We start from the raw sequence: 25089 nt of genomic DNA on the forward strand, positions 1-25089 counted from the left end.
CAGGAAGACTGCTTCCCGAAAGGACGATCCGCCGGGACCACGCTACGGAACATGGAATCACTCGACATTGGATCACCTCCTTTCAGTTCGTTGAACACATGCCCAATGTGGGACAGTCAGGACGTTTTCGCAAGTCCGCGCTTACGCGACGTCACTTCTTCTTGTTTTGTCGGTTCTCGACCAGATCGTCCACCACACCGGGATCGGCGAGCGTCGAAGTGTCGCCCAGCGCGCCGAAATCGTCCTCGGCGATCTTGCGCAGAATGCGCCGCATGATCTTGCCGGAGCGGGTCTTGGGCAGGCCGGGTGAGAACTGGATCAGGTCAGGTGAGGCGATCGGGCCGATCTCCTTGCGCACATGGGCGACCAGTTCCTTGCGCAACGCGTCGGAGCCTTCCTCGCCGGCCATCAGGGTGACGTAGCAGTAGATGCCCTGGCCCTTGATGTCGTGCGGATAGCCGACGACGGCGGCCTCGGAGACCTTGTCGTGGCTGACCAGTGCCGATTCCACCTCGGCCGTGCCCATGCGGTGGCCCGACACATTGAGCACGTCGTCGACGCGGCCGGTGATCCAGTAGTATCCGTCCGCGTCGCGCCGGCAACCATCGCCGGTGAAATACTTGCCCTTGTAGGTGGCGAAGTAGGTCTGGATGAAACGGTCATGGTCGCCATAAACCGTGCGCATCTGGCCGGGCCAGGAATCGACGATGCAGAGATTGCCGTCGGCAGCGCCCTCGAGCACGTTGCCGTCATTGTCGACGAGCTGCGGCTGGACCCCGAAGAAAGGCCGCGTCGCCGAGCCTGCCTTGAGGTCGGTCGCGCCGGGAAGCGGCGTGATCAGGATGCCGCCGGTCTCGGTCTGCCACCATGTGTCGACGATGGGTACCTTCTTTTCGCCGACGACGTTGAAATACCATTCCCAGGCTTCCGGGTTGATCGGCTCGCCGACCGAGCCCAGCACCTTCAGCGTCTTGCGCGATGATTTTTTCACATGGTCGTCGCCAGCGCCCATCAGCGCGCGGATGGCCGTTGGGGCGGTGTAGAAGATGTTGACCTTGTGCTTGTCGACCACCTCCCAGAAGCGGCCGGCGGTGGGATAGTTGGGCACACCCTCGAACATCAGCGTCGTCGCACCGTTGGCGAGCGGCCCGTAGACGATGTAGGAGTGACCGGTGACCCAGCCGACGTCGGCCGTACACCAGTAGATGTCCCCGTCATGATAGTCGAAGACGTATTGGTGCGTCATCGAGGCATAGACGAGATAGCCGCCGGTGGTGTGCAGCACGCCCTTCGGCTTGCCGGTCGAGCCGGAGGTGTAGAGGATGAACAGCGGGTCTTCCGCCTTCATCTTCTCGGGCTTGCACTCAGCCTTAACCGTGCGCACCTCGTCGTGATACCAGAGGTCGCGGCCGTCGGCCCAGCCGACCTTGCCGCCCGTGCGCCGCACCACCAGCACGTTCTTGACCATGACATGGTTTCTGGCGGCGATGTCGATCGCCTTGTCGGTGTTTTCCTTGAGCGGAATGCCGCGACCGCCGCGCAGGCCCTCGTCGGCGGTGATGACGAAGGTCGATTCGCAATCGACGATGCGGCCTGCCAGCGCGTCGGGCGAGAAGCCGCCGAAAACGACCGAATGCACCGCGCCGATGCGGGCGCAGGCGAGCATCGCGTATGTCGCCTCGGGGATCATCGGCATGTAGATGGTGACGCGGTCGCCCTTCTTGACGCCGTGCTTCTTCATCACATTGGCCAGCCGGCAGACGTGCTCGTAGAGCTCGTTATAGGTGATCTTCTTGTCGTCGTAGGGGTTGTCGCCTTCCCAGATGATCGCGACCTGATCGCCGCGCTTCTTCAGGTGGCGGTCGATGCAGTTGTAGGCGACGTTGGTCTGGCCGTCCTCAAACCACTTGATCGAGACCTTGCCGGAAAACGAGGTGTTCTTGACCTTCGTATAGGGCTTGAACCAGTCGATGCGCTTGCCATGCTTGCCCCAGAACTTCTCCGGGTTCTTCACGCTGTCCCGATACCATTTCAGATAGGTGTCGTTATCGATCAGCGCGCCTTTCTTCCACGCTGGCTGGACGCGATGAAGCTTGACTTCGGACATGAATCTCTCTCCCCGGATTGTTCAGCCTTCCCACGTGCGCGGGCCGGCAGGCGAAGGATGGTCGCCATTCGCGGCGCATTATTACCAATTCGCGCCGGGCCACAACATTAGACCTTGTGGTCAGGGTGTATGGTCAGCAGCACCTGTGCCCACGGCACTTGCGGCGGACCTGTCAGCACTCGAGTTCAATTGCTGCCAAGCCATTGGAATCGCATCATAAAACTGTTGTGAAGTGATTATAGTCCGATAGACGGCTCATCGATTTCCCGGCACACTCCGATCCTGGAGGAGACAACGGCAACGGGAGATCCATCATGTCCGAAAATGGGGAAATGGAACTGATGCTCAAGGGGTACGGGCTGACGACGGCACAGATCCTCTATCACATGCCCGATCATCCGGGCCTGCTGCAAATCTTCATCTGGCAGCACTACGACGTCGCGCCCAAATTTCCCGCCCTCTACCGTTTCATCGACTTCTGGCAGGAAAAGATCGAGGGCGCGCTGCATTCGGTGGCCTACACCCACCGAAAGCTGATTGCGCCGAACGAATGGCGCAACGTCGCCGGCGAGTTGCAACTGCACTGACCGGCGACGCTCTGGGCGCTTGTTTTAGACCGCGGGCGGATTGAGGCGGGCGAAGCCCTCCTGGCGCCAGTAGGGGAAATGCGGGTAGGGGGCGGTGACCTCGCTGGCGTCGTCCAACCTTGCGACCTGCTCCGGCGTCAGCGACCAGCCGACCGCGCCGAGGTTCTGCCTGAGCTGCTCCTCGTTGCGCGCGCCGATGATGACCGACGAAACGGTCGGGCGTTGCAACAGCCAGTTGATCGCCACCTGCGGAACGGTCTTGCCCGCCTCGCCAGCCACCTCTTCCAGCGCGTCGACGACCGGAAGAGATGCTCGTCCTCGACGGGCGGGCCGAAGCTTGCCGTATCATGCAGCCTGCTGCCTTCCGGCAGAGGCTGGCCGCGCCTGATCTTGCCGGTCAGGCGGCCCCATCCGAGCGGGCTCCAGACGAGCGCGCCGACGCCCTCGTCCCGGCCAAGCGGCATGAGATCCCACTCATAGTCGCGGCCGACCAGGGAATAATAGACCTGGTGAGCCACGTAACGCGGCCAGCCATGCCGGTCGGCGGCGGCCAGCGCCTTCATGATCTGCCATCCGGAGAAGTTGGAAACGCCGACGTAGCGGAGCTTGCCGGTGCGAACCAGGGTGTCCAGCGTCGACAGGACTTCCTCGACGGGCGTGCCCGCATCGAAGGCATGAAGCTGGAAGATGTCGATCCGGTCGGTGCCGAGCCGGCGCAATGCGTCCTCGACGCCCTTGATCAGCTTTGACCGCGACGAACCGCCGTCGTTGGGGCCATCGCCCATCGGCAGCGACATCTTGGTCGAGATCAGCACGCCGTCGCGCAATCCCTTGAGAGCTGTGCCAAGCACCTCCTCGGAGGCTCCGTTCGAGTAGACATCGGCCGTATCGAAGAGGTTCACGCCCGCTTCGAGGCAGATTTCGACAAGTCGGCGCGCTTCGGTGGCGTCGGTGTTGCCCCAGGCGCCGAACAGCGGGCCGGCGCCACCGAAGGTGCCCGCGCCAAAGCTGAGGGCCGGCACCTTGAGGCCGGAGGCTCCGAGACGTCTGTATTCCATGGTTCGAACTCCTTGCTGGGTCGTTTGTAGGGGAGGGCTTATTCTGCCGGGTCCGGGCAGGCCGGCACCGGTGCGAGAGGTGCGTCGAGCCGCTGCAGCCGCAGGGCGGCGAGGGCGACGAGCAGCGCTGCAAGCGGCACGAGGCCGGCGATCCAAGGGATCGCACCGAGACCGGGACCGTGGGCGATGATAAGACCGCCGAGACCGGCGCCGATTGCGTTGCCGAGGTTGAAGGCGGCAATGTTGAAGCTCTCGATGCCAGGCCCTGACCCGCACCCTCGGCCTTCTCCAGCACCCACATCTGCAACGGCGCGACGGTCGCGAAGGCGGCGGCACCGAGCAGCCCCACTGCGATGATGGCAAGCACGCGGTTGTGGATCGCGAAGGTCATGCCAAACAGCACGACCGAAAGAACCACGAGGCTGCCAAGCATGGTCGGCACAAGGCGCCTGTCTGCAAGGCGACCGCCGAGCAGGTTGCCCACCACGAGGCCGCCACCGAAGACGAGCAGGATCGGCGAGACGGCAGAATCCGAAAAGCCGGTGATCTGCGTCAGGATCGGCGCGATGTAGGTGAAGGCAGCGAAGACGCCGACCCAGCTCAGAACCGTGGTGAGCAGGCCGAGCAGCACAGGGCCGCGACCGAGCACGGCAAGTGCGCAGCCGGTATCTGCTTCGTCCTCCGCTTGCTCGTCAGACGGCACCAGAAAGGCGATCACCGCCAGCGCCGCGATGCCGATCAGCGTCACCGCCCAAAAGGTCGCGCGCCAGCCATAGGCCTGGCCGAGCCAGGTGCCGAAGGGGACGCCGAGGATATTCGCCACCGTGAGGCCGGTGAACATGATCGCGATCGCCGACGCCTTCCGGTGAGGCGCGACGAGGCCTGTGGCGACCACCGAACCGACGCCGAAGAAGGACGCATGCGCAAAGGCGGTCAGCACGCGCGCCGCCATCAGAGACCAGTAGTCGGGGGCCAGCGCGCAGGCGAGATTGCCGAGCGTGAAGACCACCATCAGGCTCATCAGCAGCGTCTTGCGCGGCCATTTGCCAGTGAAGGCGCCGAGCAACGGCGCGCCGGCCACCACGCCGAGCGCATAGCCGGAAATGAGCAGGCCGGCCGACGAGATCGTCACGCCGAGATCGGCACTGACTTCCAGCAGCAGGCCCATGATGACGAATTCGGTGACACCGATGCCGAATGCGCCGGCGGTGAGTGCATAGAGGGCCAGAGGCATCGGACGCTCCGTTCAAGACAGGTCATGCGCCTCGGTGGGCGCGAGACCTGAAAGATCGTGACCTCAGGCTCTGTGAACCAGCCTTGCCGTTGGCATATTTTCTGTGAAATAGATTCCACAATGGCGAGACCCGAGATCAATCGCTCCGGCGAAATGGAAGTGTTCGCGCGCGTCGTGGAAACGGGCAGCTTTTCCGCCGCTGCCCGTCAGCTTCGCATGACGCCATCGGCCGTCAGCAAGCTGATTGCGCGGCTGGAAGCGCGCCTTGGCGCGCGTCTCGTCAGCCGCTCGACGCGCAAGCTGCAACTGACACCGGAGGGGGCCGGATTCTACGAGAGCGCAACGCGTATTCTGGCTGAAATGCACTTAGCCGAGCACGAGGCCGCGGCGGGTTCCGCACCGCGCGGGCGCTTGCGCGTCAACAGCTACGTGCCGTTCGGCCAGCTCAAGCTGATACCGCTGCTGCCGCACTTTCTGGAGCGCTTTCCTGAGGTGAGCGTCGACGTCGTGCTGACCGACAATGTGATCGACCTGATGGAGGAGCGCGCCGACGTGGCGATCCGCGCCGGGCCGCTCGGCGAATCAAGCCTGATCGCGCGCAAGCTCGGCCAGAGCCCGATGGTGCTGGTGGCGGCGCCTTCCTATCTGGAAAAGCGCGGCGTGCCACAAACGCCGGACGATCTTGCCAGACACAACCTGCTCGCGTTCTGTTTCGTGCGCCATATCAGCGGCTGGCCGTTCCTTGGCGCCGGCGGCGAGACGATGGTGGTCAACCTCTCCGGCAATGCGTTGGTGAGCGACGGCGAGGCGATGCGGCACATGGCGCTTGCCGGGGCCGGCATCGCGCGGCTTGCGCGCTGGCATGTCGGACCGGACATCGAGGCCGGGCGGCTGGTCGCGCTGCTTGAGCCGTTCAATCCCGGCGATAATGAAGTGACCCACGCGGTCTATGTCGGGCAGGGCAAGCACCTGCCGGCGCGCGTGCGGGCTTTCCTCGATTTTCTCGTGGAGACGGTGCGGATGACGTGAAGGTGTTGGCCTTCAGCGCGTGCCGAAGATGGCCGAGCCGACCCGCACGCTCGTCGCGCCGAAGGCTATCGCCTTCTCGTAGTCGCCCGACATGCCTATGGAGAGTTTTTCCACGCCTCCTTCGTGCGCGAGTTTTTCGAGCAACGCGAAATGCGGTCCCGGATTCTCGTCGAAGGGCGGGATCGCCATCAGCCCCTCGATCACCAGGCCATGGACGTCGCGGCAACGCTTGACGAAGGCAACCGCCTCGCGCGGGTCAATCCCCGCCTTCTGCTCTTCGAGCCCGGTATTGACCTGAACGTAGAGGCGCGGCGCCTTGCCCTGCTTGTCGATCTCCCTGGCCAGCTCTGCGGCGATCTTCTCGCGATCGACGGTTTCGATGACATCGAACAGGGCGACCGCTTCCTTCGTCTTGTTGGATTGCAGCGGACCGATCAGGTGCAGTTCCAGATCGGGGAGGTCTTCGCGCAGCGCCGGCCATTTCGACTGCGCCTCCTGCACCCGGTTTTCGCCGAAGACGCGTTGTCCCGCCTCGATCACGGGGCGGATGTCGTCGGCACCAAAGGTCTTGGAGACGGCGACGAGCGTGACCGAGCCGGCCGCGCGGCCGGCCTCTTTCTCGGCACTGATGATGTTGGCCTTTACCGCCTCAAGCCGCGAAACCGCCTCGTTCATGGTCCAAATCCGCTGTTTTCATTGCCTGCGCGCCCGCCACGGTTGACGGGTCCGGGAAACCGTGGTGAAGGCATGGCACTTCTTTCAAGTGACCTTCACTTGGCAAGTGTGAATCCCAGCGTCTTTTAGGTGAAATTCCGGACATGGCAACCGAACGATACAATCCCCGCGCATCCGAACCCAAATGGCAGAAGGCCTGGGACGATGCGAAGCTCTTCGAGACGAAGAACGACGCGCCGGGCGAGAAGTATTACGTGCTCGAGATGTTCCCGTATCCCTCGGGCCGCATCCACATGGGCCACGTGCGCAACTATGCCATGGGCGACGTGGTCGCGCGCTACAAGCGCGCGAGGGGCTTCAACGTGCTGCATCCGATGGGCTGGGACGCGTTCGGTCTGCCGGCGGAAAACGCGGCGCGCGACAACAAGGTCAATCCGCGCGACTGGACCTACGCCAACATCGAGACGATGAAGGGCCAGTTGAAGACGATGGGCCTGTCGCTCGATTGGGCGCGCGAGTTCGCGACCTGCGACCCGTCCTACTACCGCCATCAGCAGAAGATGTTCCTGGACTTCTGGAAGGCCGGTCTGGTCGAGCGCCGCAACGCCAAGGTCAACTGGGACCCGGTCGACATGACCGTGCTCGCCAACGAGCAGGTGATCGACGGCCGAGGCTGGCGCTCGGGCGCGCCCGTGGAGCAGCGCGACCTGACGCAATGGTTCTTCAAGATCACCTCTATGGCGCAGGAGCTGCTCGACGGGCTTGAGACGCTGCCGCGCTGGCCCGAGAAGGTGAAGCTGATGCAGTCCAACTGGATCGGCGGCTCCGAAGGCCTGCAGATTCGTTGGAAGCTGGACGCTGCCTCCGCGCCCGCAGGCGAGAGCGAACTGGAAGTCTACACGACACGCCCGGACACGATCTTCGGGGCCTCGTTCATGGCGATCGCCGCGGACCATCCGCTGGCGAAGAAGGCGGCCGAGAACAATCCGAAGCTGGGCTCGTTCATCGAGGAGATCAAACGCTCCGGCACGTCGGCGGCGGAAATCGAGACCGCCGAGAAGAAGGGTTTCAACACCGGTATCCGAGTCGTCCATCCGTTCGACGATAGCTGGACGCTGCCGGTCTATGTCGCCAATTTCGTACTGATGGATTACGGCACCGGGGCGATCTTCGGCTGCCCTTCGGGCGATCAGCGCGACCTCGATTTCGCCAACAAATATGGCCTGCCCGTGGTGCCGGTCGTGAGGCCGGAAGGTGCCGATGCGGCGACATTCCAGATCACCGAGGAAGCCTTCACCGACGACGGCGTGATGATCAACTCGCGCTTCCTCGACGGGATGAAGCCGGCAGAAGCCTTCGACGAGGTCGCGCAACGCCTGTCGGGTGTGACCATCGGCGGGCGGCCCCAGGGCGAGCGCAAGGTTCAGTTCCGCCTGCGCGATTGGCTGATCTCGCGGCAGCGCTACTGGGGCTGTCCCATCCCGGTCGTCCACTGCGACGATTGCGGCGCGGTGCCGGTTCCCGCCGACCAGTTGCCGGTGCGGTTGCCGGACGACGTTTCGTTCGACAAGCCGGGCAATCCGCTCGACCATCATCCGACCTGGAAGCATGCCGCCTGTCCGAACTGCGGCAAGGATGCCCGGCGCGACACCGATACGATGGACACGTTTGTCGACTCGTCCTGGTATTTTGCGCGTTTCACCGATCCCTGGGACGAGGCCCAGCCGACGGACCTCGCCTATGTGGACGGGCCGAACGGGTGGCTGCCGGTCAACCAGTATATCGGCGGCATCGAGCACGCGATCCTGCACCTGCTCTATTCGCGCTTCTTCGCGCGGGCGATGAAGGTTACCGGCCACCTCAACAGCGTGGAGGAGCCGTTCCAGGGCCTGTTCACGCAGGGCATGGTGGTTCACGAGACCTACAGGCTGGGCAGCGGCGCCAACGGAACCTGGGTGACGCCGGCGGAGGTGAAGGTCGAGGAGACCGATGGGACGCGGCGCGCCAGCATGATCACTTCCGGCGAAGACGTCACGATCGGGCCGATCGAGAAGATGTCGAAGTCCAAGAAGAATGTCGTCGATCCGGACGACATCATCGCCGGCTACGGAGCCGATACGGCGCGCTGGTTCATGCTGTCGGATTCGCCGCCCGAGCGCGATGTGATCTGGACGGAAGCGGGCGTCGAAGGCGCGCACCGCTTCGTGCAGCGCGTGTGGCGACTGATTTCCGAGATCGCACCTGCGCTCGCCGGTGTGGCGCCTGCGCCCTCGCGGGAGGGCAATGCCGCTCCCACCTCGAAGGCCGTCCACAAGACGGTGAAGGCTGTCGGCGAGGACATCGAGAAGCTCGGCTTCAATAAGGCGGTCGCGCGGCTTTACGAGCTGGTCAACGTACTGTCGCCGCAGGTTGCGGGCGCAGGCGCAGCCGACGCGACCACCAAGGCGGCGCTACGCGAGGCGGTCGAGGCGCTGGTGCGGATGATCGCGCCGATGATGCCGCACCTGGCCGAGGAGTGCTGGGCGGCGCTGGGCGGCGAGGGTCTGGCGGCGAATCAGCCATGGCCGGAATTCGACCCCGCGCTGGTCGTCGACGACGAAATCGTGCTGCCCGTTCAGATCAACGGCAAGAAGCGCGGCGATTTGACAATCGCGCGAAACGCGGATCAATCTGCCGTCGAGGAAGCAGCGCTTGCGCTGGATGTGGTGCGTGCTGCGCTCGAGGGAAAGCAGCCGCGCAAGGTGATCGTTGTGCCGCAGAGGATCGTCAATGTCGTCATCTGATCTGGGACACGCGCACCGCACGCCCGGCCTGCGGAAGCGGTTTCTAACCCTGGTTTCCGTTCTGGGGCTGGCGGTTGTCGCCGGCTGCACTGTCCGCCCGCTCTATGGCGACGTGACTTCGGCGACCGGGCCACAGGCTTTCGCATCCGCACGGCTCGAGTCGATCGAGATCGCGCCGGTGGACGACCGCGTCGGCCAGGAAGTGCGCAACCATCTCATCTTCCTGCTCGGCGGCGGAAAGGGCCAGCCGGCATCGCCCGCCTACAAGGTGCAGCTTTCCGTACGCGTGACCGACGCGCGCGCGAGTTCGATCAACACGAGCCGCGTGAACCTCGACCCGACATCGGGCATCGTCACCGTTCAGGGCTCGTATGTGCTAACCGATTCCAGCAATGGCGAACGTATTTCAGCCGGTACGCGCTCCGTTCAGGCGCCATACGATATTCCGCGGCAGGAATTCGCAGCACTCAGGGCCGTCCGCAACGCCGAAGACAGGGCATCGCGCGAGCTCGCCGAAGTGCTGCGTCTGGCGCTTGCCCAGGAGCTGGAGCAATCCACCTCCAAGGTTGCGCCTGCAGACGTTCCCGTGAGTCCCGAGGAAGCCCAGAAGCTGGGGCAGGACGAATCCGAGGAATTGTAGGGCCAGCCGTGAACGGGCTTCAAAACGAGATGGAACCTTTCCCGATGCATGGCGTTTCAGGTTGTGGGAGAGTTCGGCCTGTCACTGCGCTGTCACTTTCCTAAGCCAGTCATGGCCCGACGGAGTGGTTGCCAATGGAATTCAGGTCGATGCCCGGTTCAGTGGTCTCAGCGCTTGAGAACGAACGAGCCGGTTCGCAAGTGAAGCATATCGTCGATCAGCTTATCGCCGAGCGCGCGACCCGGCTTTCCCGCAGCCCGCTCTGGCCGGTCCTGCGGCCGATCATCTATCGCACCTTCCACTACCGGCAGGCCGTGTCCATGGCGAACGACATCGGTCCGATGTCGGGCTGGGACGCGTTCGACTATCTGAGCCGCCTGCTTTCGCTGGACGTTACAGCGACCGGCACCGAAAACCTTCCGAAAGAGGGCGCGTTCATTCTGGCGCCTAGCCATCCGACCGGCATTGCCGACGGCATCGCGGTCTTCGACCTGCTGAAGGGATGCCGGCCCGACATGGCGATTTTCGCCAACCGCGATGCGCTGCGCGTGGCGGCCGGTTTCCGCGATCTGATCATCCCGGTGGAATGGCGCCAGGGGAGAAGTCGCACTCCAAGAGCCGCGACACGCTCGCCATGACCGCGCGCGCCTTCGGCGACGGCAAGGCGGTGGTGCTGTTCCCTTCGGGGCGTATTGCCTACTGGAACGAGGGCAAGCTGACCGAACGGCCGTGGCAGGGATCGGTGGTCGCACTTGCCCGGCGCTTCGGCGTCCCGGTCGTCCCGGCCCGCCTCACGGCGCGCAATTCCGGCCTGTTCTACCTTCTGTCGAAATATTCGACCGAACTGCGTGACATGACGGTCTTTCACGAACTGCTGAACAAGAAGCAGGACGCTTTCCGCATCACCATCGGAAAGCCGATCGCGCCCGATCTGCTCGACGGCGAGCCGGGCGAGGTCGCCGCGCTGCTGCAGCAGCACACGGTCGAAAAAATGGCGGCCGACCCGGCCGCCATATTCACGCGATCATAATCCGTAGCTAACCGGCTCAGCCGATCTTCTGGCCGGTCTTTGCCCAGTCGGCGAGGAAGGCTTCCAGGCCCTTGTCGGTCAGCGGGTGCTTGACCAGCGCCTTCAGCGTTGCCGGCGGCACGGTGGCGACGTCGGCGCCGATCAGAGCGGCCTGCTTGACGTGGTTCACGGTGCGGATGGAGGCGGCGAGGATCTCGGTGTTGAAGCCGTAATTGTCGTAGATGGTGCGGATCTCGGAGATCAGCTCCATGCCGTCGACGCCCATGTCGTCGATGCGGCCGATGAAGGGCGAGATGAAGGTCGCGCCGGCCTTGGCGGCCAGCAGCGCCTGATTGGCCGAGAAGCACAGCGTGACGTTGACGAGGCGGCCGCCGGAGGTGATCGCCTTGCAGGCCTTCAGCCCGTCGAGCGTCAGAGGCACCTTGATGCAGATGTTGTCGGCGATTTTCGACAGCACGTCGGCTTCGCGCATCATCTCGTTGTATTCGGTCGCCACGACCTCGGCAGAGACGGGGCCTTCGACGATCGAGCAGATTTCTTTGGTGACTTCCGTGATGTTGCCGCCCGATTTGAGGATGAGCGAAGGGTTGGTGGTCACGCCATCCAGAAGGCCCAAATCGTTGAGCTCGCGGATTTCCTTCACATCGGCGGTATCGACGAAGAACTTCATGGTCTCTTTCCCTGACAGTCTCGCGACGGTGGCGCCGTCGCTTCGCATTGGCCCTTGCTCTAACGCAGGAAGCGGGCAAGGTCACGTCCGATGAGCGAAGATTCGTCCAGAAACAGAATCGTTCCCGTGCTTGTGCCGATGCCGGCGGAGCGGCCCTATTCCTATGCGGTGCCCGATGGCATGGTTGTCGGCCCGGGGTCGATCGTGCGCGTGCCGCTCGGTCCGCGCGAGGTGGCGGGCATCGTCTGGGATACGCCGACCGACAGGGTCGACGCGAAGAAGCTGCGGCCGATCAGCGAGGTGTTCGACTGTCCGCCGCTGGCCGATGCTGACCGCCGGTTCGTCGATTGGGTTGCGGCCTACACGCTGTCGCCGCCAGGCATGGTCGCGCGCATGTTCCTGCGCGCGCCGGCCGCATTCGACCCCGAGCCGCCGCTGGAAGGTCTGGTCTTCGCCGGGGGCGAGCCCGAACGGGCGACAGCGGCGCGGGCTCGCGTGCTGGAACTGGCGCGCGACGGCATGGCGTGGACGCGTTCAGGCCTGGCGCATGCGGCGGGCGTCTCACTCACGGTTGTCGATGGCCTCAAGGCACAGGGTCTGTTCGAGGCGGTCAAGATTCCCCCACCGCCGGTCGTCGCCGCGCCCGACCCGGCCTATGCTACGGCCGACCTGACGCTCGACCAGCGGGATGCGGCGGGCACGTTGAGCGACAAGGCGCGTGGCGGCTTTTCCGTCACGCTGCTCGACGGCGTGACCGGTTCGGGCAAGACGGAGGTCTATTTCGAGGCGATCGCGGCGGCTGTGAAGGCTGGCCGGCAGGTACTGGTGCTGGTGCCCGAAATTGCGCTGACTGCGGCCTTCCTCGATCGCTTTCACGATCGCTTCGGCGCCAAGCCCGCCGAATGGCATTCCGATCTGTCGCCGAGGATGCGGGAGCGCGTCTGGCGGCAGGTTGCGGAAGGCCGGGTACGGGTGGTGGCCGGCGCGCGCTCGGCACTTTTCCTGCCGTTCAACGATCTCGGGCTGATCGTCGTCGACGAGGAACACGACCCGGCCTACAAGCAGGAGGACCGTGTCTATTACTCGGCGCGCGACATGGCCGTGGTGCGCGGCCATATCGGGGGCTTTCCCGTGGTGCTGGCATCTGCAACGCCGGCCGTGGAGAGCCGCGTCAACGCCGATCAGGGCGATACGAGCGCGTCGTGCTGCCGGCCCGTTTTGCGGAAGCCGCGATGCCCGACCTGCGCGCCATCGACATGCGCCGCAGCCCGCCGGCGCGGGGCGGGTTCCTGTCTCCGGTCCTGCTGGGCGAGGTGGAAAAGACGGTCGCGCGCGGCGAACAGGCGCTGCTCTTCCTCAACCGCCGCGGCTATGCGCCGTTGACGCTGTGCCGCGTCTGCGGACACCGCTTCCAGTGCCCGAGCTGTTCGAGCTGGCTGGTGGAGCATCGGTTTCGCGGGCAGCTCGTCTGCCACCATTGCGCCCATACCGAGCCGCGTCCGGAAGCCTGTCCCTCATGCGGTGCGCTCGACCATCTGGTCGCCTGCGGGCCGGGCGTGGAGCGGATCGCCGAGGAGGTGGTGGGACGCTTCCCCGACGCGCGCACCATCGTGCTGTCGTCCGACATGCTGGGCGGCGTGAAGCGGCTGCGGCTTGAGCTCGACGCGATCGCCAAGGGCGAGGCCGACATCGTCATTGGCACCCAGCTCGTCGCCAAGGGGCACAATTTCCCGAACATGACGCTGGTGGGCGTGGTGGATGCCGATCTCGGCCTTGCAAACGGCGACCCGCGCGCCGCCGAGCGCACTTTCCAGCTTCTGAGTCAGGTGACCGGCCGCGCAGGCCGCACCGGTCGCAAGAGCCTCGGCCTGATCCAGACCTACCAGCCCGCGCATCCGGTGATGCAGGCGCTCGTCTCAGGCGATGCCGAATCGTTCTACGAGCGCGAGATCGCCGAGCGCGAACGCGCGGGGCTGCCTCCATTCGGCCGGCTCGCGGCGATCATCATCAGCGCCGCAACGCGCGCCGAGGCCGAAAGTCACGGTAGGGCGTTGCGGCGCGCGGCGCCGGCTGCCGCCGACATTTCGGTGCTGGGGCCGGCAGAGGCGCCGCTCGCGCTGGTGGCGGGCCGCCACCGCTTCCGCCTGCTGATCCACGGCGAAAGGCGCTCCGACATGCAGGGCTTCGTCCGTGCGATGGTGGCGGCGGCGGAAAGGCCGCGCGGTTCGGTGCGCGTGTCGGTCGACATCGATCCGCAGAGCTTCTTGTGAGGAGGGTGCCAGGACATGCGCGCCAGCATCGTGCACTCCTGCGCGACAGCGCCTCCGGCATTCGCTAATGTCGCGTCGCGATTCGATTTGAGGGGATGATCATGGAATTCGCGTTTCCGTGGCCGGTGAGCCAGGGCGAGTGGCTGGCCTGGTCGGCAGCGGCCGTTACGCTCATCTTCGGCCTGTTGATGCTGTTCGCGCCCGGCCTCACGCTCAAGGCACTGCGCCTGCAGACGATTCCCGAGCATCCGGAGGCCGTGTCCGAGGCGCGGGCGACGATGTCCGGCTTCTATCTCGGCAGCGGGCTTGCCTGCATCCTGCTCGCGCAGCCGTTGCTGTACCTGTCGCTTGGCCTGTGCTGGGGGCTGACGGCGTTCGGCCGCATCATCTCGATGCTCTCCGACGACGGCAACACGATCTATAACTGGCTGTGGCTGGTGATCGAAATCGCGCTCGCGGGACTGGCTCTGTCGTTTGCGGTTGGCTTCATCGCCTGATTCCGCGCCAGGCTCGCACCTTCGCGCGCTGACTGCGACAAAACTGCCGCAAATCCTTACCTTTCGCCTTGTTGCGAGTCGGGAAAGCCTGTGCTAGACGGCAAGCGACTTTCGGCAGGGGGATGCGGCAAGCCCATAGTTCCGGCTGAGAAATTTCAACAAGGTCAAAGATTTAGCCAGAGTCCGATGCTCCAGCGGAAAATCTTCTGACCTGTCAGGCAGAGAGAAAAGACGGTCCGTGGCACAGTCTGGCTCGATGATCTCCGGAGTGGCCGAACGCTATGCGGGTTCGCTCCATGAACTGGCTTCACAAGCCAACTCCGTGGCCAAGGTCGAATCCGAGCTTTCGCGCTTCGAAACACTGATCGAAGGCAGCGCCGATATGCGGCGACTGATCGAGAGCCCCGTGTTCTCGGCCTGACCAGTTCAAGGCGATCTCCGCCATTGTGGACAAGGCCAAGATCACTGGCCTTACCGGCAATTTCCTGCGCGTGGTTGCGCGCAACCGCCGTCTCTTCGCCGTTCCCGGCATGATCCGCGCCTTCCGTCGCATCGCGGCCGAGGCGCGCGGCGAGGTCGCCGCCGAGGTTTCCTCGGCGCACGAACTCACCGCCGCACAGCGCTCCGAACTGACTGCCGCGCTCAAGACGGTGGCCGGCAAGGATGTTGCGGTGAACCTGACGGTGGATCCCACCCTTCTCGGCGGCATGGTGGTCAAGATGGGCTCGCGCCAGATCGACACGTCGCTCAAAACCAAACTCGCTTCGCTTAAGCTCGCACTGAAAGAGGTCGGCTGATGGATATCCGCGCCGCGGAAATTTCCGCAATTCTCAAGGACCAGATCAAGAATTTCGGCAAAGAGGCCGAGGTTTCCGAGGTTGGTCAGGTTCTCTCCGTCGGTGACGGCATCGCCCGCGTCTACGGCCTCGACAATGTCCAGGCCGGCGAAATGGTCGAGTTCCCCGGCGGCATCCGTGGCATGGCGCTGAACCTCGAAGCCGACAATGTCGGCGTCGTTATCTTCGGCAACGACCGTGACATCAAGGAAGGCGATACCGTCAAGCGCACCGGCGCCATCGTGGACGTGCCTGTCGGTCCCGAGCTGCTCGGCCGCGTGGTCGACGCCCTCGGCAACCCGATCGACGGCAAGGGCCCGATCAAGGCCAAGGAGCGCCGCCGCGTCGACGTCAAGGCGCCCGGCATCATCCCGCGCAAGTCGGTGCACGAGCCGATGTCGACCGGCCTGAAGGCCATCGACGCCCTGATCCCGGTCGGTCGTGGCCAGCGCGAGCTCGTCATCGGCGACCGTCAGACCGGCAAGACCGCGATCATTCTCGACACCTTCCTCAACCAGAAGCCGCTCAACGATGGCGACGACGAGAGCCAGAAGCTCTACTGCGTCTACGTTGCCGTCGGCCAGAAGCGCTCCACCGTCGCGCAGCTCGTGAAGGTGCTCGAAGAGCGCGGCGCGCTGGAATATTCGATCATCATCGCCGCGACCGCTTCGGATCCGGCGCCGCTGCAGTACATCGCGCCGTTCTCCGGCTGCGCCATGGGCGAATATTTCCGCGACAACGGCAAGCATGCGCTGATCGCCTATGACGATCTGTCCAAGCAGGCCGTGGCTTACCGCCAGATGTCGCTTCTGCTGCGCCGTCCGCCCGGCCGTGAAGCCTATCCGGGCGACGTCTTCTACCTGCACTCCCGCCTGCTCGAGCGCGCTGCGAAGATGAACGACGACATGGGTGCCGGCTCGCTGACCGCGCTTCCGGTCATCGAGACGCAGGCCAACGACGTGTCGGCCTACATCCCGACCAACGTGATCTCGATCACCGACGGCCAGATCTTCCTCGAAACCAACCTGTTCTTCCAGGGCATTCGTCCGGCCGTGAACGTCGGTCTGTCGGTGTCCCGCGTCGGCTCGGCCGCGCAGATCAAGGCGATGAAGCAGGTTGCCGGCTCGATCAAGGGCGAGCTCGCGCAGTATCGCGAGATGGCTGCCTTCGCGCAGTTCGGCTCCGATCTCGACGCTGCCACGCAGCGTCTGCTCAACCGCGGTGCGCGCCTGACCGAGCTGCTCAAGCAGCCGCAGTTCTCGCCGCTGAAGACGGAAGAGCAGGTCGCGGTGATCTTCGCCGGCGTCAATGGCTACCTCGACAACCTCGCCATCAACCAGGTGTCGAAGTTCGAGCAGGGCCTGCTGTCGCACATGCGTTCTGACGGTAAGGCGGTGCTCGACGCGATCCGCAAGGAGAAGGCGCTGTCGGACGACCTGCGCGCCAAGCTCAAGGCCGAGATCGACGCCTTCGCCAAGAACTTCGTCTGAGGCTTGCCGGACAAAGGGGATAGGTTAGCCTCATGGCTTCACTGAAAGACCTTCGAAACCGCATCGCCTCGGTCAAGGCGACGCAGAAGATCACCAAAGCGATGCAGATGGTCGCCGCGGCGAAGCTGCGCCGTGCCCAGGAGGCGGCCGAGGCCGCGCGCCCCTATTCGGAGCGCATGGCAGCGGTGATGGCCAATATCGGTCAGGCGGTTTCGGCGTCGGATGCGCCGCCGCTGATGGCCGGCACAGGCAAGGACGACGTGCATCTTCTGGTCGTCGCGACTGCCGAGCGCGGTCTGTGCGGCGGCTTCAACTCGCAGATCGCCCGCCTTGCCCGCGATCATGCCCGCAAGCTGCTCAGCGAGGGCAAGACGGTGAAGATCATCACCGTCGGCAAGAAGGGCTACGACATCCTGCGCCGCGACTTCGCCGACAAGATCATCGACCGGGTCGAGCTGCGTGACGCCAAGCAGGTCGGCTTCGTGCATGCCGACGGCATCGCCAAGAAGGTGATCTCGCTCTTCAACGAAGGCGGGTTCGACGTCGCAACGCTGTTCTACTCGCAGTTCAAGTCGGTCATCAGCCAGGTGCCAACGGCGCAGCAGATCATTCCCGCTTCCGCCCCGGCGGTCGACGGCGAGGCAAATGGCGGCGCCGTCTACGAGTATGAGCCGGAGGCGGGCGACATCCTCGCAGACCTCATCCCGCGCAACATTGCAGTGCAGGTCTTCCGCGCGCTGCTGGAGAATGCTGCCGGCGAGATGGGCGCGAAGATGACAGCGATGGACAACGCCACGCGCAATGCGGGCGACATGATCAACAAGCTCTCGATCACCTATAACCGCCAGCGCCAGGCGCAGATCACCAAGGAACTGATCGAGATCATTTCAGGCGCGGAAGCGCTCTAGCCGCCGACAGGCGCGGGGCCGGGCGGCCCCTGCGGCGACCGGACGGACAACAGGAACACGAAAGAGGGTATTTACGATGGCTAAAGCAGCTACCCCCAAGAAGGCCCCGGCGACCACCGCCAAGGCCGCAGCAGCGCCGAAGGCGGCTGCCACCAAAGCGGCTGCGCCCAAGGCGGCTGCTGCAAAGGCTCCGGCCGCACGCAAGGCCGCTCCGGCCAAGGCGGCGGCAACCAAGACCAGCGCCGCGCCGCGCGTCAAGGCAACCGGTGCTACCGGCAAGGTCCGCCAGGTCATCGGCGCCGTCGTCGACGTATCATTCGAAGGCGATCTGCCGGCGATCCTGAACGCGTTGGAGACCGACAACCAGGGCAACCGCCTTGTGCTCGAAGTCGCCCAGCACCTGGGTGAGAACACGGTGCGCTGCATCGCCATGGACTCCACCGAGGGTCTCGTACGCGGCCAGGCGGTTACCGATACCGGTGCCGCGATCTCCGTTCCGGTCGGCCCCGAAATGCTCGGCCGCATCATCAACGTGATCGGTGAGGCGATCGACGAGGAAGGGCCGCTCAACGCGACCGAGATGCGTCCGATCCACGCGCCCGCGCCCGAATATATCGAGCAGTCGACGGAAGCCGCGATCCTCGTCACAGGCATCAAGGTCATCGACCTTCTCGCTCCCTACGCCAAGGGCGGCAAGATCGGCCTGTTCGGCGGCGCCGGCGTCGGCAAGACCGTTCTGATCCAGGAACTGATCAACAACATCGCCAAGGCGCATGGCGGCTACTCCGTGTTCGCCGGCGTCGGCGAGCGCACCCGCGAGGGCAACGATCTCTATCACGAGTTCATCGAGTCCGGCGTCAACAAGAAGGGCGGCGGCGAAGGCTCGAAGGCGGCACTCGTGTACGGCCAGATGAACGAGCCGCCCGGTGCGCGTGCGCGCGTCGGCCTCACCGGCCTGACGGTCGCCGAGTATTTCCGCGACCAGGGCCAGGACGTGCTGTTCTTCGTCGACAACATCTTCCGCTTCACGCAGGCGGGTTCGGAAGTGTCGGCGCTTCTCGGCCGAATTCCTTCGGCCGTGGGCTACCAGCCGACGCTCGCCACCGACATGGGCGCGCTGCAGGAGCGCATCACCACCACGCAGAAGGGCTCGATCACCTCGGTGCAGGCCATCTACGTGCCGGCCGATGACTTGACCGACCCTGCGCCTGCAACCTCGTTCGCGCACCTTGACGCGACGACGACGCTGAACCGCTCGATCGCCGAGAAGGGCATCTACCCGGCGGTGGATCCGCTCGACTCGACCTCGCGCATGCTCGACCCGCAGATCGTCGGTGAAGAGCACTATGCAGTTGCCCGCGACGTGCAGCAGACGCTGCAGCGCTACAAGTCGCTGCAGGACATCATCGCGATCCTGGGCATGGACGAGCTTTCCGAAGAGGACAAGCTGACCGTTGCCCGCGCCCGCAAGATCGAGCGCTTCCTGTCGCAGCCGTTCTTCGTGGCCGAAGTGTTTACGGGCGCCCCGGGCAAGCTCGTCGACCTCGCCGACACCATCAAGGGCTTCAAGGGCCTGGTTGCCGGCGAATACGATCACCTCCCGGAAGCGGCCTTCTACATGGTCGGCTCCATCGAGGAAGCGGTCGAGAAGGCACAGAAGCTGGCTGCGGAAGCGGCTTAAGCTGGGCAATAGCGAATAGGGAGTAGCGAATAGGGAACAGGCTTCTGGCGGATTGGTTCTGAAAACCATTCCCTGTTCGTCTTTCCCTGCTCGCTAATGAAACATGGCTGAACCCTACAAATTCGAACTGGTCTCGCCCGAGCGGCTTCTGATCTCGGAGCAGGTCGAGTCGGTCGTGATTCCGGGGACGGAAGGCGAGATGACGGTCATGGCCAAGCACGCGCCGGTGATGACCACGGTCAAGCCGGGCGTCGTCACCGTCAAGCCGGTGTCTGGCGCCGAGCAGCGCTACGTGGTGTTCGGCGGCTTCGCCGACATCCTGCCGGAAGGCTGCACGTTGCTGGCCGAATCGGCCGTCGCCGTGAAAGACATCGACCGCGCGGACCTCGCACGCCGTATCCAGGAAGCGAAGGAAGACGTTTCCGACGCCAGGGACGACGAGAGCCGTACTAAGGCCGAGCAGTTTCTCGCTCAGCTCACCACGCTCGAAGGCGCTATCCTGCCCGCCTGATTGCTGGCAGCAGGGACATTATTCAAAAGGCCGGCGCAAGCCGGCCTTTGCGTATGGGGTGCCGGCATTGCCGGCTCATCTTTCCTAGGCTTGTTGGTCGGGATGCCGTCGTCATGGATGTTTCCTGCCAGTCGCCAACACTGAAGACTGGACGGAACCTCCCTGCCGTCATTCCGGCCAAGTGAGCGGAGCGACCGCCGAGCCGGGACCCATTGAGCAGCGCGGCCGGGTGACGGGTTTTCTCAGCGGGGGATGATCGGCGCGACCTCCTGAACCGGGCCGCGCCACACGGTCTCGTGGCCAATGGGTCCCGGATAGCCTTCGCTGCGCTTCAGCTTCCGGGATGACGCGGAAGAGGTGGGCGCTGCCGCCGCAGGCTCACCAGTGCGCGCCTCACGCCTCCTGCGCTGCCTTCGCTTTTCGGGTCATGACGGCCTGGTAGGCCGCTTGCAGTTCCTCGCGCACGGTTGGTGAGGCTGCGGCCTGTTCACCCGGCGCGGCGCCGATATGCTCGGCGCGCAGTTCCTGCATGAAGCGTTCCCACATGACCGGCCCGCCTTCCTCCAGAAGTTGCGCCCGGATGCTCAGTTCCTCGCTGACGGGCAGGTAGCGTCGCCCCCAGGCGCCGATATGCGCGAAGATCGGCAGCAGTTCCACGCCACGCTCCGTCAGGCTGTAGATCGCCTTCTGCTTGTGGCTCGGATCGTCGCGCTTGGAGATCACACCCTGCGCCAGCAGGCGCTTGAGCCGGTCGGCCAGGATGTTCGAAGCGATGCCCTCCTCGGAGCCATGCAGCAGCTCACGGAAATGGCGGCGATTGCCGAACATCATGTCGCGAATGATCAGCAGGCTCCATTTGTCGCCGAGAATCTCGAGCGTGAGGTTGATCGGGCAACCCGACCGATGCCGTTCATTCATGCTGCTCTCCAAAACCGATTGCAATATCGCATCAGTTATGAAATAAGACAACCGATTGCGACATGCAACTGCTAAGGCGGGGGAACGACCGGCAGCGGGCTTTACTTCCAAGGTTATTGAGGCGCGTGGGCAGGCTGACAAAGGTGCGGTGCCGTCGCTTTCACTTGCCAATCGGTCGATCGGACATGCGGGCAGAGACCCAACGGAGGAGGCGAAGGCAATGACGAAGATGATCCCCAATGGCGATGCGGAACTCGCGACTGAAGCTTTCGGTGACCCGGCGGACCCGCCCGTGCTGCTCATCATGGGCGCCATGGCGTCCATGCTGTGGTGGCCGGAGGCGTTCTGCCGGGCGCTCGCGGCGCGCGGCCGCCATGTCATCCGCTACGACAACCGCGATACGGGACTTTCGACCGGCTATGAGCCGGGAAGTGTGTCCTATTCGATGGAAGACATGGCCGACGACGCGTTTGCCGTGCTCGATGCATACGGGATCGACGAAGCCCACGTCGTTGGCATGTCACTCGGCGGTATGATCGCCCAGCTTGCCGCGTTCGGCACCCCTGATAGGGTCAGCACCCTCACGCTTATCAGCACATCGCCGATGGGTGTCGATACGGCCCGCCTGCCGGGCATGAGCGAAGCATACAAACAGCACGGCGCCGACGGCGAGAAGGTGGACTGGTCCGACCTTGGCCAGGTCATCGACTATGTCGTCGAGGATACGCGCATGATCGCCAGCACCAGGCATCCTTACGATGCTGCCGCTGCGCGGCAGTTCGTCGAGCAGGATGTCGCCCGTGCGCGAAACTTTCTCAGCACGACCAATCATTTTCTGGTCGACGCCAAGCGCGACTGGTCCGGTTGCCTGGCACGGCTGCGCGTGCCGCTGCTCGTGATCCACGGAACATCCGACCCGGTGTTCCCGGTCGAGCACGGCCGTGAGATCGCGCGGATCGCGCCGCTGTCCCGTTTCGTCGCGATCGAGGGTGGCGGGCACGAGCTCCATCCGCTGGACTGGCCACGGATGATCAACGAAATCGCAGCGCACAGCGCTGCCGAATGAACCGGAATTGTGGAGCCGAGCCATGACCAGTATAGATCGTCGCAACATGTTCAAGGCCGCAGCCGCCGGCGCCTTTCTGTCCGCCCCTGCACTTGCCGCCAGTGGCGGCGAGCCGGATCGTCAGACGGGCGCGGTGTCGACAAGCAAGGGCGCTGCGGCGTCTCCAAAGTCATCAAGCAGCAATCTTTCGGCGGAAAGGCTGGAAAGGATGAAGGCCAATCTCATGGGCCATGTCGAGCGCGGCGACCTGCCGGGCTTCGTCGCACTGGTTCACCGCAACGGCGAAACGCATGTTCTTACGGGCGGCAGGCAGGCACTCGGTGGCACGCCGATGCGGCGCGACACGATCTTCCGCATCGCATCGATCACCAAGCCGGTCACGGCCGCGGCGGCCATGATACTGGTCGAAGAGGGCGTTCTGCGGCTCGACGACCCGGTTGATGTGTTGCTGCCGGAGCTTGCGAACAGGCAGGTGTTGCGCAGCCTGGAAAGCGATCTCGCCGACACCGTTCCGGCCAATCGCCCGATTACGCTGCGGGACCTCCTGACACTGCGCTTCGGGCTCGGGGCGATCATGGTCTGGCCGAGCGCATACCCGATCCAGTTCGCCATGGAAGAGCGTGGCGTGGCCCCCGGTGTCGACCTCTTCGACGGCTCGCCGGAAGAATACATGAAACGCCTTGGCGAACTGCCGCTCGCGCATCAGCCGGGCGATGGCTGGCTCTACGATACCGGCATGCATGTCGCCGGCATCCTGTTGTCGCGCGCAAGCGGAAAGCCGCTGGGCGACCTGCTTCGTGAGCGCATCTTCGACCCGCTCGCCATGAAGGATACCGGGTTCTTCGTACCTGCCGACAAGCTCGACAGGTTCGCCACCTTCTACCACAAGGACCATCAGTCGGGCCGACTGGTCGTGCACGAGGAGCCGGTGGCTGGAGATTTTGCAAGCCAGCCGCCTTTCGAATCGGGTAGCGGGGGCTGGTATCCACTGCCGACGACTATCTCGCTTTCAGCCGCATGATGCTTGCCGGCGGCATATATGAGGGCCGACGGCTGCTGTCGCGGCCGGCCGTCGCGCTGATGACGCGCGACCACCTGAGCGCGCAACAGAAGTCCGGCCCGCACGGGGCGATGTTCTTCAACGGCAATCGCGGATGGGGTTTAGGCATCGCTGTCGATCTGCGTCGCGACGAGATCGAGATGTCGTCTGGGCGCTTCGGCTGGGATGGCGGCTACGGCACCTCGGCCTATGCCGACCCCGCCGAAGGCCTGATCGGCATATTGATGACGCAGCGGATGATGGATTCGCCGACTATGCCACTGCATTTCCGCGATTTCTGGACGGGCGCCTACACCGCGATAGACGACTGACGGGGCCTATGCGGCGAGGTGCCGGAAGGCTCCTATGACCTCTTCATAGGCCTTGCGTTTGAAGGGCACGATAAGCTCCGGCAATTCGGCCATCGGCTTCCAGGCCCATGCGTCGAACTCGGCCTCGTGCCCGCCGGGAGGCGGGTTGATGGCGATCTCGCTCTCGTCGCCGTCGAACCGGAAGGCGAACCATTTCTGTGTCTGGCCGCGATATTTGCCCTTGAGCGCGATGCCGACGAGATCGCGCGGCAGGTCGTAGTTGATCCAGTCGGGCGCTTCCGCCAGCAAGGTGACACTACGCATGCCGGTCTCCTCGTAGAGCTCGCGCATGGCTGCCGGGAGCGGGTCCTCGCCCTTGTCGATGCCGCCCTGCGGCATCTGCCAGAGCCGGTCGGTTCCCGCCATTTCGCTGTCGCTCAAAGCGATGCGGCGGCCCGCCCACACGAGCCCCTCGCGGTTCAGCACCATGATGCCGACGCAAGGCCGGTAGGGAAGGTTCTCGGGGTCGACCGTCTTGTTCTTCGTCATGGAAATCAGCCTCTCTCGGGATCTTCCGCGATTGCCGAGATCGGCACGATCTCGATGCCCCGTCGTTTCGCTTCCTCGGCCCACGTGGAAACCGCGTCCACGGTAACCTCGAAAGCCGAGCCGGTCGCGACCGCGAAACCCTTGGCGCGCGCGGTGCGCTCTGCTTCGTCGAGCTTCTTGAGGATAGCGCCGCGGTCCCGTTCGCCATCGATCGCGATATCGACGGCGGCAAAGGGAACGCCCTGTCGCCGCGCGGTGTCCGGTGCGATGCTGCGCGCCGAGGAACCGTCGTCGAGATACATCAGGCCGCGCTTGGCAAGTTCGCCGAAGAAGGGCGTCATCGCCGGCTCGCTGGTGACGAAGCGTCCGCCCATGTAGTTCATCACGCCGGTGTAGTTGGTGATGCGCGAAAGCGCCCAATGCAGCCGGTCGCGGTTCTCGACCGGATCGGCCTCCACCGTCAGCGTGTTGCGGCCCGGATCCACTGACGGGTAATCGAAGGGCTCCAGCGGCACCTGCATGACGATTTCGTGGCCTTCGCGACGGGCTGACTGCATCCAGCGGTCGAGGCTGTTGCCGCCGCTGGCGAAAGCGAGCGTCACCTCCGGCGGCAGCTTGGCGATCGCCTCCTGTGTGCCGGTCTGGGAGACGCCGAGCCCCCGATGACGATCGCCACACGGGCGCCACGGGTTCCGGACCACGGGCGCGCATAGACGTCGAAGGCCCGGCGTCCGTCGGCCGCTCTTATCGGCAGCGGGCCAATGTCCGTGTCCTCTATCAGCGCCCTGTCGGGCAGATGCGCGGTGCGCGGATTCTGACCGAGCGAGGACGGGTCGCGAATGATCACGACATTGCTGCTCTCGTCTGTATCCGACGGCTCCACCTTGATGATCGAGGGGCCATCTGCGGCCGAACGATCGGGATATGCAGCGGCGGTTTCGCTGGCTGTCGCCGTTCCGGCTTCCGGCGTTTGCTCGGGCGTCGATACGACGACCTGCTGTGGTGTGCGGAAAGGATCGTCACCCAGGGCGATGAAGCCGGCAGTTCCGAACAGGCAGAGACCGGCGAGTGCCAGAACGACCTGACCGGCGCGCAGGCGACGGTGCGTTTTTCGGCCGGCACCGCGTCTCCCGCTACCCACGCCCAGCGGCTTGTCGATGTCTTTTTCGGGAGAGGCTTTGTTCACGGGCAGCGAACGTC

General features: G+C 64.5%; 19 protein-coding genes and 5 pseudogenes. 15 read left to right on the forward strand and 9 right to left on the reverse strand.

Annotated features, from left to right (window positions below):
• Nucleotides 1-151: 151 nt before the first annotated feature.
• Complete coding sequence (acs, locus tag HK436_RS09060) at nucleotides 152-2107, reverse strand: acetate--CoA ligase (RefSeq protein ID WP_173189004.1); 1956 nt, start codon at nucleotides 2105-2107, stop codon at nucleotides 152-154.
• Between the two features lie 314 nt (nucleotides 2108-2421).
• Between acs and HK436_RS09065 the strand changes: the two genes are divergently transcribed.
• Nucleotides 2422-2694, forward strand: coding sequence for an usg protein (locus tag HK436_RS09065; RefSeq protein WP_173189006.1), 273 nt, complete (start codon nucleotides 2422-2424; stop codon nucleotides 2692-2694).
• 24 nt (nucleotides 2695-2718) lie between these two features.
• Here the strand turns inward: HK436_RS09065 and HK436_RS09070 are convergent.
• Together HK436_RS09070 and HK436_RS09075 are read right to left on the reverse strand one after the other, a co-directional pair.
• Nucleotides 2719-3752: pseudogene (locus HK436_RS09070) on the reverse strand (aldo/keto reductase).
• A 38-nt stretch (nucleotides 3753-3790) separates the two neighbouring features.
• A pseudogene (locus tag HK436_RS09075) lies at nucleotides 3791-4986 on the reverse strand (MFS transporter).
• 120 nt (nucleotides 4987-5106) lie between these two features.
• Here HK436_RS09075 and HK436_RS09080 point away from each other — a divergent pair.
• On the forward strand, nucleotides 5107-6015 hold the full coding sequence (locus HK436_RS09080; protein WP_173189008.1) for a LysR family transcriptional regulator: 909 nt from the start codon (nucleotides 5107-5109) through the stop codon (nucleotides 6013-6015).
• Nucleotides 6016-6027: 12 nt separating this feature from the next.
• Here HK436_RS09080 and HK436_RS09085 read toward each other — a convergent pair whose 3' ends face one another.
• Nucleotides 6028-6690, reverse strand: a complete 663-nt coding sequence (locus HK436_RS09085) for a YggS family pyridoxal phosphate-dependent enzyme (RefSeq protein ID WP_173189010.1) — start codon at nucleotides 6688-6690, stop codon at nucleotides 6028-6030.
• 143 nt (nucleotides 6691-6833) lie between these two features.
• On the opposite strand from HK436_RS09085, the gene leuS reads away from it, so the two are divergent.
• The 4 genes from leuS to HK436_RS33480 all read left to right on the forward strand — a co-directional run bounded on the left by leuS (nucleotide 6834) and on the right by HK436_RS33480 (nucleotide 11143).
• A complete protein-coding gene (leuS, locus tag HK436_RS09090) occupies nucleotides 6834-9473 on the forward strand; it encodes a leucine--tRNA ligase (RefSeq protein ID WP_173189012.1) in 2640 nt (879 codons plus the stop codon).
• Complete coding sequence (locus HK436_RS09095; RefSeq protein ID WP_173189014.1) at nucleotides 9460-10113, forward strand: LPS assembly lipoprotein LptE; 654 nt, start codon at nucleotides 9460-9462, stop codon at nucleotides 10111-10113. Before leuS ends, HK436_RS09095 begins: the two co-directional genes overlap by 14 nt.
• Before the next feature lie 134 nt (nucleotides 10114-10247).
• Nucleotides 10248-10751, forward strand: coding sequence for a lysophospholipid acyltransferase family protein (locus tag HK436_RS33475; protein ID WP_376769138.1), 504 nt, complete (start codon nucleotides 10248-10250; stop codon nucleotides 10749-10751).
• Nucleotides 10748-11143 carry a lysophospholipid acyltransferase family protein gene (locus tag HK436_RS33480; RefSeq protein ID WP_376769139.1) on the forward strand — a complete coding sequence of 132 codons (396 nt, stop codon included), beginning with the start codon at nucleotides 10748-10750 and terminating at the stop codon, nucleotides 11141-11143. The genes HK436_RS33475 and HK436_RS33480 overlap by 4 nt, the downstream gene beginning before the upstream one ends.
• Nucleotides 11144-11159: 16 nt before the next feature.
• On the opposite strand, the gene fsa is transcribed toward HK436_RS33480, so the two are convergent.
• Entirely contained in the window at nucleotides 11160-11813 is a 654-nt protein-coding gene (gene fsa / locus HK436_RS09105; protein WP_173189016.1) for a fructose-6-phosphate aldolase, read from the reverse strand.
• 90 nt (nucleotides 11814-11903) lie between these two features.
• Between fsa and HK436_RS09110 the strand changes: the two are divergent.
• From HK436_RS09110 to HK436_RS09140, 7 genes and pseudogenes are all read left to right on the forward strand, one after another.
• Nucleotides 11904-14083 (forward strand): annotated as a pseudogene (locus HK436_RS09110) (primosomal protein N').
• 101 nt (nucleotides 14084-14184) lie between these two features.
• Entirely contained in the window at nucleotides 14185-14580 is a 396-nt protein-coding gene (locus tag HK436_RS09115; RefSeq protein ID WP_173189018.1) for an AGROH133_08824 family phage infection protein, read from the forward strand.
• A gap of 256 nt (nucleotides 14581-14836) precedes the next feature.
• Nucleotides 14837-15377: pseudogene (locus tag HK436_RS09120) on the forward strand (F0F1 ATP synthase subunit delta).
• Nucleotides 15377-16906 carry a F0F1 ATP synthase subunit alpha gene (atpA, locus tag HK436_RS09125; RefSeq protein WP_173189020.1) on the forward strand — a complete coding sequence of 510 codons (1530 nt, stop codon included), beginning with the start codon at nucleotides 15377-15379 and terminating at the stop codon, nucleotides 16904-16906. Before HK436_RS09120 ends, atpA begins: the two are co-directional and overlap by 1 nt.
• Nucleotides 16907-16938: 32 nt before the next feature.
• A complete protein-coding gene (locus HK436_RS09130; RefSeq protein ID WP_173189022.1) occupies nucleotides 16939-17814 on the forward strand; it encodes a F0F1 ATP synthase subunit gamma in 876 nt (291 codons plus the stop codon).
• A 76-nt stretch (nucleotides 17815-17890) separates the two neighbouring features.
• Entirely contained in the window at nucleotides 17891-19495 is a 1605-nt protein-coding gene (atpD, locus tag HK436_RS09135) for a F0F1 ATP synthase subunit beta (protein ID WP_173189024.1), read from the forward strand.
• A 103-nt stretch (nucleotides 19496-19598) separates the two neighbouring features.
• On the forward strand, nucleotides 19599-20006 hold the full coding sequence (locus HK436_RS09140) for a F0F1 ATP synthase subunit epsilon (protein ID WP_173189026.1): 408 nt from the start codon (nucleotides 19599-19601) through the stop codon (nucleotides 20004-20006).
• 393 nt (nucleotides 20007-20399) lie between these two features.
• Here the strand turns inward: HK436_RS09140 and HK436_RS09145 are convergent, their stop codons facing one another.
• Nucleotides 20400-20924, reverse strand: coding sequence for a winged helix-turn-helix transcriptional regulator (locus HK436_RS09145; protein ID WP_173189028.1), 525 nt, complete (start codon nucleotides 20922-20924; stop codon nucleotides 20400-20402).
• A 229-nt stretch (nucleotides 20925-21153) separates the two neighbouring features.
• Between HK436_RS09145 and HK436_RS09150 the strand changes: the two genes are divergently transcribed.
• Together HK436_RS09150 and HK436_RS09155 are read left to right on the forward strand one after the other, a co-directional pair.
• Nucleotides 21154-21990: an alpha/beta fold hydrolase gene (locus HK436_RS09150; protein WP_173190060.1), complete on the forward strand. Its 837-nt coding sequence runs from the start codon at nucleotides 21154-21156 to the stop codon at nucleotides 21988-21990.
• A gap of 223 nt (nucleotides 21991-22213) precedes the next feature.
• Nucleotides 22214-23361, forward strand: a pseudogene (locus tag HK436_RS09155) (serine hydrolase domain-containing protein).
• Between the two features lie 6 nt (nucleotides 23362-23367).
• Here HK436_RS09155 and HK436_RS09160 read toward each other — a convergent pair.
• Genes HK436_RS09160 through HK436_RS33490 form a run of 3 tightly spaced genes read right to left on the reverse strand, consistent with a single transcriptional unit; the run spans nucleotide 23368 to nucleotide 25075 of the window.
• A complete protein-coding gene (locus tag HK436_RS09160) occupies nucleotides 23368-23889 on the reverse strand; it encodes an RNA pyrophosphohydrolase (protein WP_173189030.1) in 522 nt (173 codons plus the stop codon).
• A gap of 5 nt (nucleotides 23890-23894) precedes the next feature.
• On the reverse strand, nucleotides 23895-24491 hold the full coding sequence (locus tag HK436_RS33485) for a divergent polysaccharide deacetylase family protein (protein WP_376769140.1): 597 nt from the start codon (nucleotides 24489-24491) through the stop codon (nucleotides 23895-23897).
• Complete coding sequence (locus tag HK436_RS33490; protein WP_376769141.1) at nucleotides 24488-25075, reverse strand: divergent polysaccharide deacetylase family protein; 588 nt, start codon at nucleotides 25073-25075, stop codon at nucleotides 24488-24490. Before HK436_RS33490 ends, HK436_RS33485 begins: the two co-directional genes overlap by 4 nt.
• Nucleotides 25076-25089 lie beyond the last annotated feature (14 nt).

Origin of the sequence: Neoaquamicrobium sediminum (assembly GCF_013240295.1) — a bacterium.
Taxonomy (GTDB): Bacteria; Pseudomonadota; Alphaproteobacteria; order Rhizobiales; family Rhizobiaceae; genus Aerobium; species Aerobium sediminum.